The organism is Methylobacterium sp. J-068, assembly GCF_022829445.1.
In the GTDB taxonomy this organism is placed as follows: domain Bacteria; phylum Pseudomonadota; class Alphaproteobacteria; order Rhizobiales; family Beijerinckiaceae; genus Methylobacterium.
On the sequence record NZ_JAKSXY010000101.1, the window covers coordinates 56104 to 70413 of the forward strand.

The 14310-nt window shown below is 70.5% G+C and carries 13 protein-coding genes; 3 read left to right on the forward strand and 10 right to left on the reverse strand.

The genetic code is table 11. The features are described from left to right. Positions 1-134: 134 nt before the first annotated feature. The 10 genes from MKK54_RS17675 to MKK54_RS17720 all read right to left on the reverse strand — a co-directional run bounded on the left by MKK54_RS17675 (position 135) and on the right by MKK54_RS17720 (position 8094). The gene (locus MKK54_RS17675) at positions 135-1256 is read right to left on the reverse strand and encodes a branched-chain amino acid ABC transporter substrate-binding protein (RefSeq protein ID WP_244012561.1); all 1122 of its coding nucleotides are present in this window, start codon (positions 1254-1256) and stop codon (positions 135-137) included. A gap of 104 nt (positions 1257-1360) precedes the next feature. Beyond that, complete coding sequence (locus tag MKK54_RS17680; RefSeq protein ID WP_244012563.1) at positions 1361-1723, reverse strand: DUF6867 family protein; 363 nt, start codon at positions 1721-1723, stop codon at positions 1361-1363. A 2-nt stretch (positions 1724-1725) separates the two neighbouring features. After that, a complete protein-coding gene (locus MKK54_RS17685) occupies positions 1726-2508 on the reverse strand; it encodes an ABC transporter ATP-binding protein (RefSeq protein WP_244012565.1) in 783 nt (260 codons plus the stop codon). Beyond that, on the reverse strand, positions 2505-3425 hold the full coding sequence (locus MKK54_RS17690; protein WP_409564202.1) for an ABC transporter ATP-binding protein: 921 nt from the start codon (positions 3423-3425) through the stop codon (positions 2505-2507). Before MKK54_RS17690 ends, MKK54_RS17685 begins: the two co-directional genes overlap by 4 nt. Then, the gene (gene livM / locus MKK54_RS17695; protein ID WP_409564203.1) at positions 3422-4792 is read right to left on the reverse strand and encodes a high-affinity branched-chain amino acid ABC transporter permease LivM; all 1371 of its coding nucleotides are present in this window, start codon (positions 4790-4792) and stop codon (positions 3422-3424) included. The genes MKK54_RS17690 and livM overlap by 4 nt, the downstream gene beginning before the upstream one ends. Positions 4793-4794: 2 nt before the next feature. Continuing rightward, the gene (locus MKK54_RS17700; RefSeq protein ID WP_244012569.1) at positions 4795-5712 is read right to left on the reverse strand and encodes a branched-chain amino acid ABC transporter permease; all 918 of its coding nucleotides are present in this window, start codon (positions 5710-5712) and stop codon (positions 4795-4797) included. Between the two features lie 218 nt (positions 5713-5930). Continuing rightward, positions 5931-6344: an EF-hand domain-containing protein gene (locus tag MKK54_RS17705; protein WP_244012571.1), complete on the reverse strand. Its 414-nt coding sequence runs from the start codon at positions 6342-6344 to the stop codon at positions 5931-5933. Between the two features lie 134 nt (positions 6345-6478). Then, on the reverse strand, positions 6479-6955 hold the full coding sequence (locus MKK54_RS17710) for a hypothetical protein (RefSeq protein WP_244012573.1): 477 nt from the start codon (positions 6953-6955) through the stop codon (positions 6479-6481). A gap of 75 nt (positions 6956-7030) precedes the next feature. Then, positions 7031-7378: a hypothetical protein gene (locus MKK54_RS17715; protein WP_244012575.1), complete on the reverse strand. Its 348-nt coding sequence runs from the start codon at positions 7376-7378 to the stop codon at positions 7031-7033. 59 nt (positions 7379-7437) lie between these two features. Further along, positions 7438-8094, reverse strand: a complete 657-nt coding sequence (locus tag MKK54_RS17720) for a DNA-binding protein (RefSeq protein WP_244012577.1) — start codon at positions 8092-8094, stop codon at positions 7438-7440. Positions 8095-8262: 168 nt separating this feature from the next. Here MKK54_RS17720 and MKK54_RS17725 point away from each other — a divergent pair, with 168 nt between their 5' ends. The 3 genes from MKK54_RS17725 to MKK54_RS17735 form a co-directional block, all read left to right on the forward strand. Then, positions 8263-8931, forward strand: coding sequence for a response regulator transcription factor (locus tag MKK54_RS17725; protein ID WP_244012579.1), 669 nt, complete (start codon positions 8263-8265; stop codon positions 8929-8931). After that, positions 8931-10340 (forward strand): sensor histidine kinase, encoded by a 1410-nt coding sequence (locus MKK54_RS17730; RefSeq protein WP_244012581.1) that lies wholly within the window; start codon positions 8931-8933, stop codon positions 10338-10340. Before MKK54_RS17725 ends, MKK54_RS17730 begins: the two co-directional genes overlap by 1 nt. A 365-nt stretch (positions 10341-10705) precedes the next feature. Further along, the coding region (locus MKK54_RS17735; protein ID WP_244012583.1) for an EAL domain-containing protein at positions 10706-14310 on the forward strand (3605 nt) is incomplete at its 3' end.

A 14310-nucleotide genomic window follows, 5' to 3' on the forward strand; every position in this document is an offset into this window, starting at 1 on the left:
GATCTGGTATGCGGCGGCCGATGGGCTCGGGTCGCGCCGGTCCAAGGCGTTCGACCGGCGGTGGACACCGCGAACGCACGGGGGCCGGGGAAGCCTCCTCCCCCGGCCCGCGTGGCGGGATGGTGCGGGCGGCCTTACGGCTGCTCGTTGCCGGCGTAGTTGATGGCCCCGTCGGCGCCCTTCTTCCACATGTACATCACGTAATCCGGCCGGGTGATGTCGCCCTTCTTGTCGTAGGAGATGTCGCCGATCACGGTGTTGAAGGGCTTGCCCTCCCGCAGGTAGGCGGCGACCTTCTGGCCGTCGCTGGACTTCGTGGCCTTCATCGCATCGGCGAGGATCTGCGTCGCCGCGTAGGAATAGAGCGTGTAGCCCTCGGGGTCGAAGTTCATCGCCTTGAACGCGTCGACGGTGGCCTTCGATTTCGGGTTCTTGCGCGCGTCCGGCGAGAAGGTCATCAGCGTGCCGTCGGAACCGGGGCCCGCCACCTGCGCGAACTCGCGGTCGGCGATGCCGTCGCCGCCCATCAGCGGCGCCTTCAGGCTCTGGTCGCGCATCTGGCGGATCAGCAGGCCCGCCTCGGTGTAGAGGCCGCCGAAATAGACCACGTCGACATTGGCCTGCTTCAGCTTCGAGACGAGGGCCGAGAAATCCTTCTCGCCGGGGTTGATGCCCTCGTACAGCACGTTGGTGCCGCCCTTGGCCTTGAGAGCCTTCAGGGTCTCGTCGGCCAGCCCCTTGCCGTAGGGGGTCTTGTCATGGACGAAGGCGATCTTCTTGCCCTTGAACTTGTCGGCGAGGTAGGCGCCCGCCACTGCGCCCTGCTGGTCGTCGCGGCCGCAGGTGCGGAAGGTGTTCCAGTTGCCGCGCTCGGTGTACTTGATCGCCGTGGAAGCGGGGCTGATCTCGACGATGCCGGCTTCCTGGAGCACGTCCGAGACCGGGATCGAGACGCCGGAATTGAAGGCGCCCACCACGGCCTTCACGCCCTCGGAGGCGAACTTGTTGGCCACCGAGACGCCCTGCTTCGGATCCGAGGCGTCGTCGCCCACCGTCATCACCAGCTTCTCGCCGTTGACGCCGCCCGCTTTGTTGATGTCCGCGATGGCCTGCTGGGCCCCCGTCTTGATCTGCGCGCCGAAGGCGGCGTTCGGGCCCGTGACGGGCACGACCACGCCGATCTTGATCTCCGCCCGGGCGGCCGTCGCCGCCAGCATCAGGCCCAGCGCGACGCCGGCCGACAACACTGATTTCATGCCCGTTTCCCCTCTCGAAGCGCCGCGCCGCGCGGATGGTCCGGCGACGCAGGCGCGATGACACGCGAAGTTGCCCCCTGCGGGGCGGTCCACGCGCCGCGCCCTCAGGGCGTCGGCGCGCTCGTCCGGTCCCGCCAGGTCAGCGGGCCGGTGCGCTCGTAGAGCCAGGCATATTGCCGGGTCATCTGTCCGGTGCGGGTGTAGCGGTAGGCCACGGCGCCGATGGCGAGGATGGCGGCCGCGTCGACGAGATAGGCCGGCAGCGACAGCAGGGTGCCCTCGAACAGGGCGTAGTGCAGGAAGCGCGTCACCGCCGCGATGAGGAGCAGGGCCAGGGCGCAGTGCCAGAACGGGCGCCAGCCTCGCGCGAGGCCGCTGCCGGTCATCCAGGCGGCCCCGCCCCCCATCGCCAGGGTGACGAGGAGGAAGATGCCGATGCTGGCGGCGTCGAGGCTGAAACCGTCCATGCTCAGTGCGATCCCCCTTCGAGGTAGGCGGCCTTCACCTGCGGATCGTCGAGGAGCGCCTGGCCCGTGCCGCTCATGGTGACCGCTCCCGTGACCATGACGTAGCCGCGATGCGCGAGCTTGAGCGCATGATAGGCGTTCTGCTCGACGATGAACACGGTCAGGCCCTCGCGCGCGTTGAGGTCGCGCACGGCGGAGAAGATCTGCTTGACCACGAGCGGCGCGAGGCCGAGCGAGGGCTCGTCGAGCATGAGCAGGCGCGGCCGGCTCATCAGCGCGCGGGCGATGGCGAGCATCTGCTGCTCGCCGCCCGACATGGTGCCGCCGCGCTGGTCGATGCGCTCACGCAGCCGCGGGAACAGGACGCACATCCGCTCGAGATCCTCGGCGAAGTGCTTGCCGCCATTGACGGCCGCGCCCATCTGCAGGTTCTCGCGCACCGTCATGCGGGAGAATATCCGCCGGCCCTCCGGCGACTGGGCGAGGTTGAGGCGGGCGATCTCGTGGGTCGGCAGCCGCGTGATGTCCTGGCCCGCGAAGGTGATGGTGCCCTCGCGCGCCTGGGGCTGGCCGAAGATCGTCATCATCAGGGTCGATTTGCCGGCCCCGTTGGCGCCGATCAGCGCGACGATCTCGCCCTCGTGCACGTCGACGTCGACCCCCTTCAGGGCGCGGATGCTGCCGTAATAGGCCGAGACGCCGCGCACGCTGAGGAGGGGCGCCTTCGCGGCCTCCGTCCGGGCGCGGGTCTCGTCCACCAGCACGTTGATGCCCGCGACGCTCATGCCGAGGCTCCCGTCAGGCCGACTTCCGCCTCGACGGCGGCGACCTCCTCGTCGTCCACACCGAGATAGGCCGCGATGACGCGGGTGTCGTTGCGGATCTCGTCGGGCGTGCCGTCGGCGATCTTGCGGCCGTAATCGAGCACCACGATCCGGTCGGAGATCTGCATCACCACCGACATGTCGTGCTCGATGAGCAGCACCGAGGTGCCGTACTCGTCCCGGATCATGCGCAGCAGGGTGTTGAGATCGGCCGATTCGCGCGGGTTGAGGCCGGCGGCTGGCTCGTCGAGGCAGAGCAGGACCGGGTCGGTGCACATGGCCCGCGCGATCTCGAGGCGGCGCTGGTCGCCGTAGGGCAGGTCGCCCGCCGGCTCGTCGGCGCGGTGGGTGAGGCCGATGCGCGCGATCCAGGCGGCCGCCTTGGCGATCGCCTCGCTCTGCGCCCTGCGATAGCTCGGCAGGCCGAGGATGCCCGCGAGGCTGAAGGCCGAGGCCCGCATCAGCGGCTTGTGCATCGCCACCAGCAGGTTCTCCAGCACGGTCATCTGCGGGAACAGGCGGATGTTCTGGAAGGTGCGGGCGACGCGGGCCAGCCGGTTCACGTCGTGGCCGGGCAGGCGCTCCAGCAGGTAGGTCTCGCCCTCCCGTTGCGCGAGCCGGATCATGCCCTCGGTCGGCTTGTAGAAGCCGGTGATGCAGTTGAACACCGTGGTCTTGCCGGCGCCGTTGGGGCCGATCAGGGCCGTGATGTCGCCGCGCCCGACCTTGAACGAGAGGTCGCCCACGGCGGTGAGGCCACCGAAGCGCATGGTCAGGTGGTCGACCACCAGGATCGGGTCGGCCGGGCCGCCTGCGACCGCGGCCGGCGGCGCGTCCTGAACGGTGGCGAGGCGGGTGGTTCCGGTGGCGAGCGTCATGCGGCGCGGCTCCCCAGGCGGACGGAGGGCGTGCGCTCCGAGATCAGCCCGCGCGGGCGCCAGACCATCATGCAGACCATCGCGAGGCCGAACAGCAGCAGGCGGTACTCGTTCGGGTCGAAGCCCTCGCCGAACACCGCCTTGAGGAAGGTGAGGTTGCGCAGCAATTCGGGCGCGCCGACCATGACGATGGCCGCGATGGCGACGCCGAGCTGGCTGCCCATGCCGCCGAGCACCACGATGGCGAGGATGATCGCGCTCTCCAGGAAGTTGAAGCTCTCCGGCGAGACGAAGCCCTGGCGCACGGCGAAGAACGAGCCGGCGAAGCCCGCGAACATGGCGCCCAGCGCGAAGGCGGTGAGCTTCGTCATGGTGGTGTCGATGCCGAGCGAGCGACACGCGATCTCGTCCTCGCGCAGGGCCTCCCAGGCGCGCCCGAGGGGCAGGCGGCGCATGCGCAGGGTGACGAGGTTGGTGACCAGCGCGAGCACCAGGATCAGATAGTAGAGGAAGACGATCCGGTGCATCGGGCTGAAGCTCAGCCCGAAGGTGCTCGCAAAGCCGCCCTCCCCGGCCGTGAACGGGATGCCGAAGAAGCTGGCGCGCGGGATCGAGGACAGGCCGGCGGCGCCGCCGGAGAAATCCACCCAGTTGATCAGGACGAGGCGGATGATCTCGCCGAAGGCCAGGGTCACGATGGCGAGGTAGTCCCCGCGCAGGCGCAGCACCGGAAAGCCCAGGAGCACCCCGAAGGCGGCCGCGAACAGGCCGGCGAGCGGCAGGCAGATCCAGAAGGAGAGCCCGAACACGGTGGCGAGCAGCGCGTAGGAATAGGCCCCCACCGCGTAGAAGGCGACGTAGCCGAGGTCGAGCAACCCGGCCAGACCCACCACGATGTTCAGGCCCCAGCCGAGCATGACGTAGGTGAGGATGAGGATGCCGAGGTCGATCCAGTAGCGCCCTTCCGACAGGCCGCCCGAGCCGAGGGCGGCGAGCAGCGGCAGGGTGAGGGCGACGGCGAGCGTCAGCGGCGCGAGCACCCGGCCGGCACGGGCGGCCACGGGCGGCGCCTCGGCGGTGGCGAGGCGGTGGGCCTCGCGCCGGCGCGCGACCTCGCCCAGGAGCAGGCGCTGCCCGAGCCGAAGCACGAACACCGCGAGGCAGAGGCCCGCGACGACGCCCCAGCGCCCGGTGAGTTCGAGGCCGGTGCCCTGGCCGAGATCCGTGCGGTAGGCCACCACCGGGATGCTGAGGCCGAGGGTGACGAGGGCGAAGAGTGCCGAATCCTTGAGCATCTCCGGGAATGCCGCGCCGGAGCGCCGGCCCACGGTGGGGGCCACCGCGCCGATGGTCGATCCTGTCGCCATGGTCAGACCTTCTCGACTTCGGGGCGTCCGAGGATGCCGGATGGTTTGAAGATGAGCACCACGATGAGGATCAGGAACGCGGCCACGTCCTTGTACTCGATCGAGAAATAGGCCGACCAGAAGGTCTCGATCAGCCCGATGATCAGGCCGCCCAGCACCGCGCCGGGCAGGGAGCCGATGCCGCCGAGGACGGCCGCCGTGAAGGCCTTCACGCCGGGCACGAACCCGTCCGAGAACGAGACCACGCCGTAATACAGCAGGTAGAGCGTGCCGGCGACGGCGGCGAGCGCGGCGCCGAGCACGAAGGTCAGCGAGATGGTGCGGTCGACGTTGATGCCCAGCAGCGCGGCCATGCGCCGGTCCTGCTCGCAGGCGCGCTGGGCCCGGCCGAAGGGCGTGCGCTGCACGAGGTACCAGAAGCCGGCGAGGAGCAGCGCCGTCGTCGTCATGATGATCGCCTGCTTGTAGGACAGGGTCACGGTGTACTGCTCGTTCTGGTAGAGCACGATCACGTCGCGGACCAGCGGGGGCACCGGCTTGTTGCGGGCGCCCTGCACCACCTGGACGAAGTTCGACAGGAAGATCGAGACGCCGATGGCCGAGATCAGCGGCGCGAGACGGAACGAGCCGCGCAACGGGCGGTAGGCCACCCGCTCGATCGCCCAGCCCCAGAGCGCCGTGAGCACCATCGCCACGATCAGCACGACGAGGAACACCAGGGCGACCGAGGTGAGCCCGAGCCAGGTCGTGAGGATGAGGAAGAAGATCAGCGCGATGAAGGACGAGAGCATGAACACGTCGCCATGGGCGAAGTTCACCATGCCGATGATGCCGAAGACCATGGTGTAACCCAGCGCGATCAGGCCGTAGATCGATCCGAGGGTCAGGCCGTTGATGAACTGCTGGGCGAAAAATTCCATGAAGCGGCCTTCGATGCGACGGACACGGCCATTCGCGTACGGCGTAACGCGAATGACGTGCCAGCCTGGAATGGTCTCATCCGTCGGCTTTGGTCAATCCTCGCGCGCCCACGCGGCGTGAGCGTTCCCGGGCGCTGAAACGCGAACGGCCCGGCGCTCGTCGCGCCGGGCCGTCGGTCCGTTCGTCGTCGGCCGGTGCCGGGGGCACCGGAACGGCGTTACTTGAGCAGCGAGACCAGGGCCTTGCCGGCGGGGGTCTTCAGCTCCTTGGCGTCGAGGGTGCCGTCGTTGTCCGGATCGGCGGCCTTGAAGCGGGCCTCGACGAGGGCGAGGTACTCGGCCTTGTCGAGGGTACCGTCCGAATCCGGATCGGCCATCTTCAGGGCCTTCTTGCTGACCCGGCCCTTCAGTTCCTTGGTGTCGAGGGTGCCGTCCTTGTCGGATTCGAGCTTGTCGAACAGCGCGCCGGCCACCGCCTGCACTTCCTTGAGGTCGATGGTGCCATCGTTGTCGGTGTCGACCATCGAGATCACCTTCGAGGCGCCCGGACCCTTAGCCGAGGCCGGAATCGCCAGCGGAAGGGCGAGGGCGGCGGCTCCGAGGACGACGGCGAGACGGGTCAGGTTGGACATGCGGATAACTCCATTCAGGCAATGACGATTGCCTATCTATCACGCATACCCGCAGGGGTGGAAGATTTATATTGCAATGCAGTATCGCGTGGGACGTAAGGAACCGCGCGTGGTGCGTGCCCCGTCCCGGTGCGTCAGGGCGTCGGGAGCGGGGTCTCCGCGACCGGATTCGCGCGTCTGATCGTCCCGTCGAGCGCGACGTGCATCGCGAAGGCGGTGCCGTCCTTCACCGCGCGAAGCTCGAAGTGCTTGGGCTTGCGCTTCACTTCCCCCTCTAACCGGTAGCCGGCGCGTTCCAGCGCCGCGACGGCGATGGCGGGATCGGCGGGGGCGTGGTCCGGCTTGCCGGGATGATGCGGCGCCTTCCACGGGATGGCGTGCTGCGTCCCGTCCGGCAGCGTCAGCGACGCGACCTTGATCTCCGAGGGCCTGCGTTCGCCCGTGACCGCGATCGTGTCGCCGGGCTTCAGGGCCAGCCCCTTCGCGCCCTCCGGACCGAGGTCGACGAGGATGCGCCCGTCCGGTCCCTCGATCGCGAGGCGGTGACCGAAGACGGCCCAGATCGTCCCGCGTGCGCCGTGAAGATCGGGTTTGCTCTGCGTGGTGTTCATCGGTGCTGATTCCTGTTGGTCGGGAGCGGGCGGCGGCTCCGAAGCCGCCGCCCGCCGGCTCGAGCGGTGATGGCCTCAGCGGGCCTCGGGCTTCGGGGCATCCGGCTTCGGTCCAACGGGCCCGACCGGGGCCGGCATCGCGGCGAGCCGATCGAGCAGTTGGAGCGTCAGGTCGGCGCAGGCCTTCATCGGTTCGTCGTCGGCGCACTTGACGTCGAGGGCGGTCTCACCGCGCTCGAGGCGGAAATGCGCGGCCTTGGGCGGCGGCGGCGGCGCATCCGGGCCGCGACGGGGACCGCCGGGCGGCGGCGCGCCGGCCTCCGAACCGGGGCGCGGTCCCCCGGGCGGCGGGGCGGGCTGGGCGATGGCGGCGCTGGCGACGAGGATCGCTGCGGCGCTCAGGAGTGCGGTGGTCTTCGTCATGGGAATCTCGCTCTGGTTGCCGTCACGGGGACGGGGCGTGTGAAGGCCGGCCCGGCGTTTCAGAAGATCTTCTTCTCGCGGACCTGACCGTCGAAGCCGACATGAAGCTGGCGCTCGCGGCCATCGCCGCCGCGTGCCGCGACCTCGAGGTGGCGCGGCCCCTGGTCGACGACGCGGATGTCGGTGTAGCCGGCGGCCTCGACCCTGGCGGTCAGGGCCGGCACATCGGGCTTGGGGCCGAGGCCGACCTTGTCCCTGGCCCAGTCGAGCGTGCCGGCCGGCGGGCCGCCGGCGGGGCCGACCACCAGCTTGCTCCCGTCGGCGCGGGTGATCAGCACGGCATGGAGGAAGCCCGTCTCGAAGCGGCCCTGCACCGTGACGGCTTCGCCGGCCTTGACGAGGGTCCCGCCCTCGCCCTGGCGACCGGTCTCCACCAGGGCCCGGCCGGTGCCGTCCTGGATCACGAACTTGTTGCCGTAGATCTCGGCGACTTCACCCTTCGCCGCGATGGCGGCCGAGGGCTTGAGCGCCGAGATCGTGGTGGGCTCCACCGGCGTCAGGGTCGCGGCGTTGTTCTGGGCCAGCGACAATCCCACGGCGCCGAAGGCGAGCGGCGCGGCGATGGCGCCGACGACGAGGGCCCGGCGCGAGCGGCGGGGCTTCGCTAGCGTCTCGGTGTTGGTCGTTGTCGGGGAGGTGGTGGTCGTATCGGTCATGAAGGTCCGTCCTATCGAGGTCGTCGGTGGCCGGTTCGGCGTCCGCCGCCCCGGGATGACGCCGTTCTAGGCCAGGGCCTCCAACCCGATCTGAACCGCGCGGTTCAGCCCCCGTTAAACGACGCGGCGTAGGCCGCGCCCGGCGTGCCACCCACGGATCTCGGCCTCATGAAACTCCTCCTGGTGGAAGACGACGCGGCGCTCGCCGCCGAGATCGCCAAGGCCCTGCGCGCGGAGAACTTCGCGCTCGACCACGCCATGAACGGCGAGGACGCCCAGCACCTCGGCGAGACCGAGACCTACGACGCCGTGGTGCTCGATCTCGGTCTGCCCAAGCGCGACGGCCTCTCGGTGCTCCAGGCCTGGCGCGCGGCCGGGCTGACCCTGCCCGTCCTCATCCTCACGGCGCGGGACGGCTGGAGCGACAAGGTCGCGGGTTTCAAGGCCGGCGCCGACGATTTCCTGGTCAAGCCGTTCCGGGTGGAGGAACTCGTGATCCGCCTGCGCGCCCTGGTGCGGCGGGCGACCGCGCACGGGGCCTCCCGCGTCACCTGCGGCCCCCTCACCTACGAATCCGGCCTCGGCACCTTCGAGCGCGACGGCCTGCCCCTGAAGCTCACGGGGCTCGAATGGCGGGTGCTCTCCTGTCTGATCCTGCGCAAGGACGGGATCGTGCCGCGCGGCCAGCTGATCGAGCGGGTCTACGACGGCGATGCCGAGGTCGATTCGAACTCGGTCGAGGTCATCATCACGCGCCTGCGCCGCAAGATCGCCCCCGCCCGGATCGAGGGCGTGCGCGGCCACGGCTATCGGCTCCTGCCGGGCGATCCCGCCTGATGCCTCCGCCCTCCCCGCACGGGTCGGACCGCCCCGGCGCAACGCCCCCACCGCCCCCGCCGAAGCTCTTCCATCTCGGCTCCCTCCAGCGCCGCCTGCTGTTCGCCGCCCTCGCCTTCATCACGGTGGCGCTCGTCGTCGCCGGCCTGGCGATCGGGCTGATCCTGCACCGCTTCGTTCGGGCCCAGCTCGACAGCCGCCTCGACAGCCAGCTCGTCGCCATCGCGGCGAGCCTCGATCGCGGGCCGGGCGACCGCCTCCGGCTCGAGCGCAACCTCGACGGCCCTCCCTTCGACCGGGAGCGGGGCGGGTGGCACTGGCAGGTGAGCCAGGGGCGTAGCGTCCTGCGATCCGAGTCCCTCGAGGGCCGCAGCCTCACGCTTCCGGACGCGCCCCCCCGCGATCGGGACGCGGAGCGGCCGCAACCCGGCGATGGGACCGGACCCTGGGGCGACGCGCTGATCCTGCGCATCCTCACCCTGCCGCCGCGCGGGGACAGCCCACCGGCCGTCCTCGTCGCCTCCGCGCCCGCGCGCGCCTTGCAGGGACCGCTGCGCGAGGCGGGCCTCGCCCTCGCGGCGATCCTGGGCATCCTCGGGCTCTGCCTCGTGGCCGGCACCATCGCGCAGGTCCGCCTGGGATTGCGGCCGCTGGAGCGCCTGCGCCGCGACCTCGCCGAGGTGCGGGCCGGCCGAAGCCCGCGCGTTCCGGGCAAGCAGCCCGCCGAGATCCGCCCCCTGGTGGCGGAGGTGAATGCGCTCCTCGACCAGAACGCGGCGAATCTCGAGCGGGCGCGCACGCACGTGGGCAACCTCGCGCATGGCCTGAAGACGCCCCTCGCCACCCTCACCCTCGCCCTCTCGGACCGGAACCGGGACCCCGATGGCGCCCTCTCGAACCTCGTCTCCGGCATGGACCGGAGAGTGCGCCACCACCTGCGCCGGGCCCGCGCCGCCGCCCTCGGCGGGGCGACCCGCGCGCGGACCGAGCTCGCCCAGCCCCTCGCCGATCTGCGCGCCACCTTCGATCGGCTCTACGCCGGGAAGGCCCTTGCCATCGACGTCGCCGTCCCGGCCGGGCTGGCCGTGGCCTGCGATGCGCAGGACGTCGACGAGATGCTCGGCAACCTCATCGACAATGCGTGCCAGTGGGGCCGTGGCCGGGTCCGCATCGTCGCGCATCCGTCCGACGGCACCAGCGTCGTCACGGTCGAGGATGACGGGCCGGGGCTCGACGCGCAGGCCATGGTCCGGGCGATGCGGCGCGGAGGCCGTCTCGACGAGAGCGTGCCGGGCCACGGGTTCGGCCTCTCGATCACCACCGAACTCGCCGAACTCTACGGCGGTGCGCTCGATCTCGATCGCTCGGATCTCGGCGGATTGCGCGCCCGGTTGAGGCTGCCGGCCTGACGGACGGTGCATGCCACGCGGTCGGCCAACCCCTCCCTTCGCCGCTCCCCTCGCCGCGCCCCACGTTCCATTCCCCGGCGGCGGCTCGACGATTCGCTGCCGGCTACGCGGCCGATAAAGGAACGCGAAAGGCTCTTGCCACATGATCTCGCGATGGGCGGAGCGCCCGACCTTCGTGGGGGAAGACCTGTTGTGGCGAGGAACCGTCTTGGGGAAGACCCGCCGCCGACCCAGGACCGGACGCCCACGGACGTGCCTTCGTCCGAACCTGTCATCGGTCGTCGATGATGCATCCCGCCGGCACTGATCCGCGAGGCATGGATCCGCGAGACGGCAAGGCTTGGTGCGCGGTCACGGAGGGTGATGTGCGGAGTTCCCGTGTCGAGGCGCGGCGTCTGGCGATCCTGGACGAACTTCGGCTGCTCGACGGCACATCGGAGGCCCATCTCGACGCGGTGTGCCGCACCGCCTGCGCGCTGTTCGGCGTGCCGATCGCGCTCGTCAACCTGGCGGGCGCCGAGACCTACACGCACAAGGCCCGGTGCGGCCTCACCGGGGAGGCGACCCTGCCGCGGGCCGGCGCCTTCTGCGAGCGGACCATCCTGGGGCCTCCGGGCTCGGTCCTGGTGGTGCCGGACCTGATGTCCGATCCGGAATTCGCCACGAGTCCCCTCGTGAGCGGTGCGCCTCACGCCCGGTTCTATGCCGGCGTGCCGCTGACCCTGTCCGACGGCGTGGCGCTCGGCACGCTCTGCCTGATCGACCGGGTGCCGCGCGACGATTTCGACGCGGCTGCGGTGGAACGCCTGCGCGATCTCGGAACCGTCGTCGAGGCGCATCTGCGCCTCGCCGCCGCCCAGCATGCGCGGGACGTCGCGCGCGCGGAGCGCCATCGCGCCGAGGCGCGCCTCGTGGCGAAGGCCGCGGACCTCAAGCTCGTGGTCAGCGCACAGCGCATGAGCGAGGCCGTGGCGCAGATCGGCTACTGGCGGATCAACCCGGAAACCCGGTTCGTGACCTGGTCCGAGGGCGTCGCGCGCATCTTCGGCCGCGACATGCCGGCAGGTGGAGCGATCCCGCTCGACACCCATCTCGGCTATTATCACCCCGAGGACCGCGCGCGCGTGGAGGCGCGCATCCTGGCGGCCCTGGATGGCCAGGACCCGGAGGCATCGACCTATCAGGGACGCCGCCGGATCGTCCGGCCGGACGGACGCCTGTGTCACGTTATCGTCCAGGGCGCCGCCGAGCGGGACGCCGACGGTCGGCTCCTGGCGCTCTACGGACTCGTCCTCGACATCAGCGACCTGACGGCCTCCGAGACGCGGCTTCGCGACAAGGATCGTTGTCTGCGCGCGACTCTGGAGAACATGGACCAGGGTCTGGTCATGTTCGACGCCGGGGGGCGTGTCCGCCTCTTCAATCGGCGGGCCCGCCGACTCCTCGACCTTCCGGACACCGTCCTGCACGAGGAGGCCCGTGTTCCGCGAATTCTGGCCTATCAGGCCAGGCGCGGCGATTTCTCGGCCCTGTCCGTGCCGCCGCGCCTGCGGGACGGGACCGGTCGCTGGCTGCCCCTGAGCTTCGACTGGTTGCGGCCCGATGGAGCCACGCTCGAGGTTCGTGCCGTGACGCTGCCCGATGGGGGAGCTGTCCACACGTTCACCGACGTGACCGAACACCGGGCGGCCGAGGCCCGGACCCAGGCCGGCGAACGCCAGTATCGCCTCATGACGGATTCCGTGTCGGACATGATCGTGCGGCGCGGCATCGACGATGTGCGCACCTACGTCTCGCCCGCCTCGCTGGACCTCCTCGGTTACGCTCCGGAGGAGATGCTGGCGATGCCTCTCGGCGCCTCGCTCCACCCTGAGGATCGGGCCGCGACGATGGCCATGATGGAGGCGTTGCGGGCCGGGCGCATCGATCAGGATCGGGTCACGCACCGCCTGCGCCATCGCGACGGTCACTGGGTTTGGGTGGAGGCGCGTGCCCGCCTCGTGCGCGATGCCGCGGGGCAGCCCGTCGAGACGATCACCGCGGTGCGCGATGTCGGCGAGCGCATGGCGGCCGAGGAGGCTCTGCGGATGGGTGAGTCCCGGTACCGCGCCCTCGCCGATTCCCTGCCGCAACTCGTCTGGGTGATGTCCCTGCGCGACGGGGAGGCGACCTACGTCAACCAGCGCTTCGAGAATTATTACGGCTCGATCGGCCCGTCGCGGGCCGCGCGCCTGGCGCGCAACCATCCCGACGACGCGGAACGGATGGAGCACGTCTTCAGCGAGGCCGCGCGGCGGGGGGCGCCCTACGAGATCGAAGGACGCCTGCGCCGCCACGACGGGGTCCATCGCTGGCACAAGCTGGTGATGCTGCCGATCCTGGAGGCCGGCAGAGCCGTCGGCATGCTGGGGACCGCCCTCGACATCGACGATCTCGTCGCGGCGCGCGAGACCCTGGAGGAGACGACCAACCTCCTCCGGCTCGCACAGGAATCCGCCGGGGCCGGGCTGTGGTCGTGGGACCTGAAGGCCGGGACGGTCCGGCACTCCGTCGACAGCGCCCGGATGTACGGCCTGCCCGTCGCGGCCGACCGGCCCTCCGACGCGCAGGTCGAGGTCGGCGTGGCGGAATGGGACAGCCGGATCGACCCGGCGGACCTCGCGACCCTCTATGGCCACGTCTACCGGGCCCTCGCCACGGGGGCGACCTACAACGGCGAGTTCCGCCTCCTGGCGCCGGCCGGCCAATCCCCGCGCTGGCTGCAATCCTTCGCCCGCGTGGTGTTCGAGCCGGAGACGAACGAGCCCCTCAAGATCGTCGGCCTCACCATGGACGTCACCGAGCGCAAGGTGGCGGAGGGGCGGATCGCCCATATGGCGCTGCATGACGGCCTCACCGGCCTGCCGAACCGCCTCCTGTTCAAGGACCGGCTGAACCACGAGATCGCGCGCGCGGAGCGGCATCCCTGCCGCTTCGCGGTGCTGGCCTGCGACCTCGATCGCTTCAAGGCCGTCAACGACAGTCTGGGACATCCGGCGGGCGATGCGCTTCTACGCGTCGTCACCGAGCGGCTGCTCGGGGTGGTCCGCGAGGGAGACACCGTCGCGCGCCTCGGGGGCGACGAGTTCGCCGTCATCCTGGCCGGGCTCGACGATCCCGGGGATGCCAGCCGCGCGGCCCGGCGCATCATCGAAGCCCTGGAGCAGCCGGTGGACCTCGACGGCCACAGGGTCGGCATCGGGGTCAGCGTCGGGATCGGCATCGGTTCGCGGGACGGACGTGACGCCGACACCCTGTTCCGGAATGCCGATCTCGCTCTCTATCGCGCCAAGGCGGACGGGCGGAACACCTATCGCTTCTACGAGGCGGGGATGGACGCCCTCGCCACCCAGCGCAACCTCCTCGAACTCGAGATGCGCGAGGCAGTGCGGCTCGGCGACTTCGCCCTGCATTACCAGCCGATCCTGAACCTCGCGACGGGGACGGTCCAGGGTTTCGAGGCATTGCTGCGCTGGCACCACCCCACGCGCGGGACCATCGCCCCGGGCGCGTTCATCCCGCTGGCGGAGGAGACGGGGCTGATCGGTCCGCTGGGGACCTGGGCCTTGCGCAAAGCCTGCATCGAAGCGGTTTCCTGGCCCGGCGACCTGTGCATCGCCGTCAACGTCTCGGCGGTCCAGTTCGCCCAGGCCGGTCTGGAGCACGGCGTGGTGACGGCCCTGGCCGCTTCCGGCCTTCCGGCCTGGCGGCTCGAACTCGAGATCACCGAGAGCGTGCTGATGCAGGACGCGGAGGCGGTCATCGCCTGCCTGCATCGGCTGCGCGTCCTCGGCGTGCGGATCGCGCTCGATGATTTCGGGACCGGGTATTCGAGCCTGAGCTACCTGCGGCGCTTTCCCTTCGACCGGATCAAGATCGACCGCTCGTTCATTCGCGAGATCGCCGATCCGGACACCGCCGCGATCGTGCG

Bases quoted from the DNA above. Each gene is read 5' to 3' on its own strand.
- MKK54_RS17675 (WP_244012561.1), bottom strand. From the start codon at position 1,256: ATGAAATCAGTGTTGTCGGCCGGCGTCGCGCTGGGCCTGATGCTGGCG.
- MKK54_RS17680 (WP_244012563.1), bottom strand. From the start codon at position 1,723: ATGGACGGTTTCAGCCTCGACGCCGCCAGCATCGGCATCTTCCTCCTC.
- MKK54_RS17685 (WP_244012565.1), bottom strand. From the start codon at position 2,508: ATGAGCGTCGCGGGCATCAACGTGCTGGTGGACGAGACCCGCGCCCGG.
- MKK54_RS17690 (WP_409564202.1), bottom strand. From the start codon at position 3,425: ATGACGCTCGCCACCGGAACCACCCGCCTCGCCACCGTTCAGGACGCG.
- livM (WP_409564203.1), bottom strand. From the start codon at position 4,792: ATGGCGACAGGATCGACCATCGGCGCGGTGGCCCCCACCGTGGGCCGG.
- MKK54_RS17700 (WP_244012569.1), bottom strand. From the start codon at position 5,712: ATGGAATTTTTCGCCCAGCAGTTCATCAACGGCCTGACCCTCGGATCG.
- MKK54_RS17705 (WP_244012571.1), bottom strand. From the start codon at position 6,344: ATGTCCAACCTGACCCGTCTCGCCGTCGTCCTCGGAGCCGCCGCCCTC.
- MKK54_RS17710 (WP_244012573.1), bottom strand. From the start codon at position 6,955: ATGAACACCACGCAGAGCAAACCCGATCTTCACGGCGCACGCGGGACG.
- MKK54_RS17715 (WP_244012575.1), bottom strand. From the start codon at position 7,378: ATGACGAAGACCACCGCACTCCTGAGCGCCGCAGCGATCCTCGTCGCC.
- MKK54_RS17720 (WP_244012577.1), bottom strand. From the start codon at position 8,094: ATGACCGATACGACCACCACCTCCCCGACAACGACCAACACCGAGACG.
- MKK54_RS17725 (WP_244012579.1), top strand. From the start codon at position 8,263: ATGAAACTCCTCCTGGTGGAAGACGACGCGGCGCTCGCCGCCGAGATC.
- MKK54_RS17730 (WP_244012581.1), top strand. From the start codon at position 8,931: ATGCCTCCGCCCTCCCCGCACGGGTCGGACCGCCCCGGCGCAACGCCC.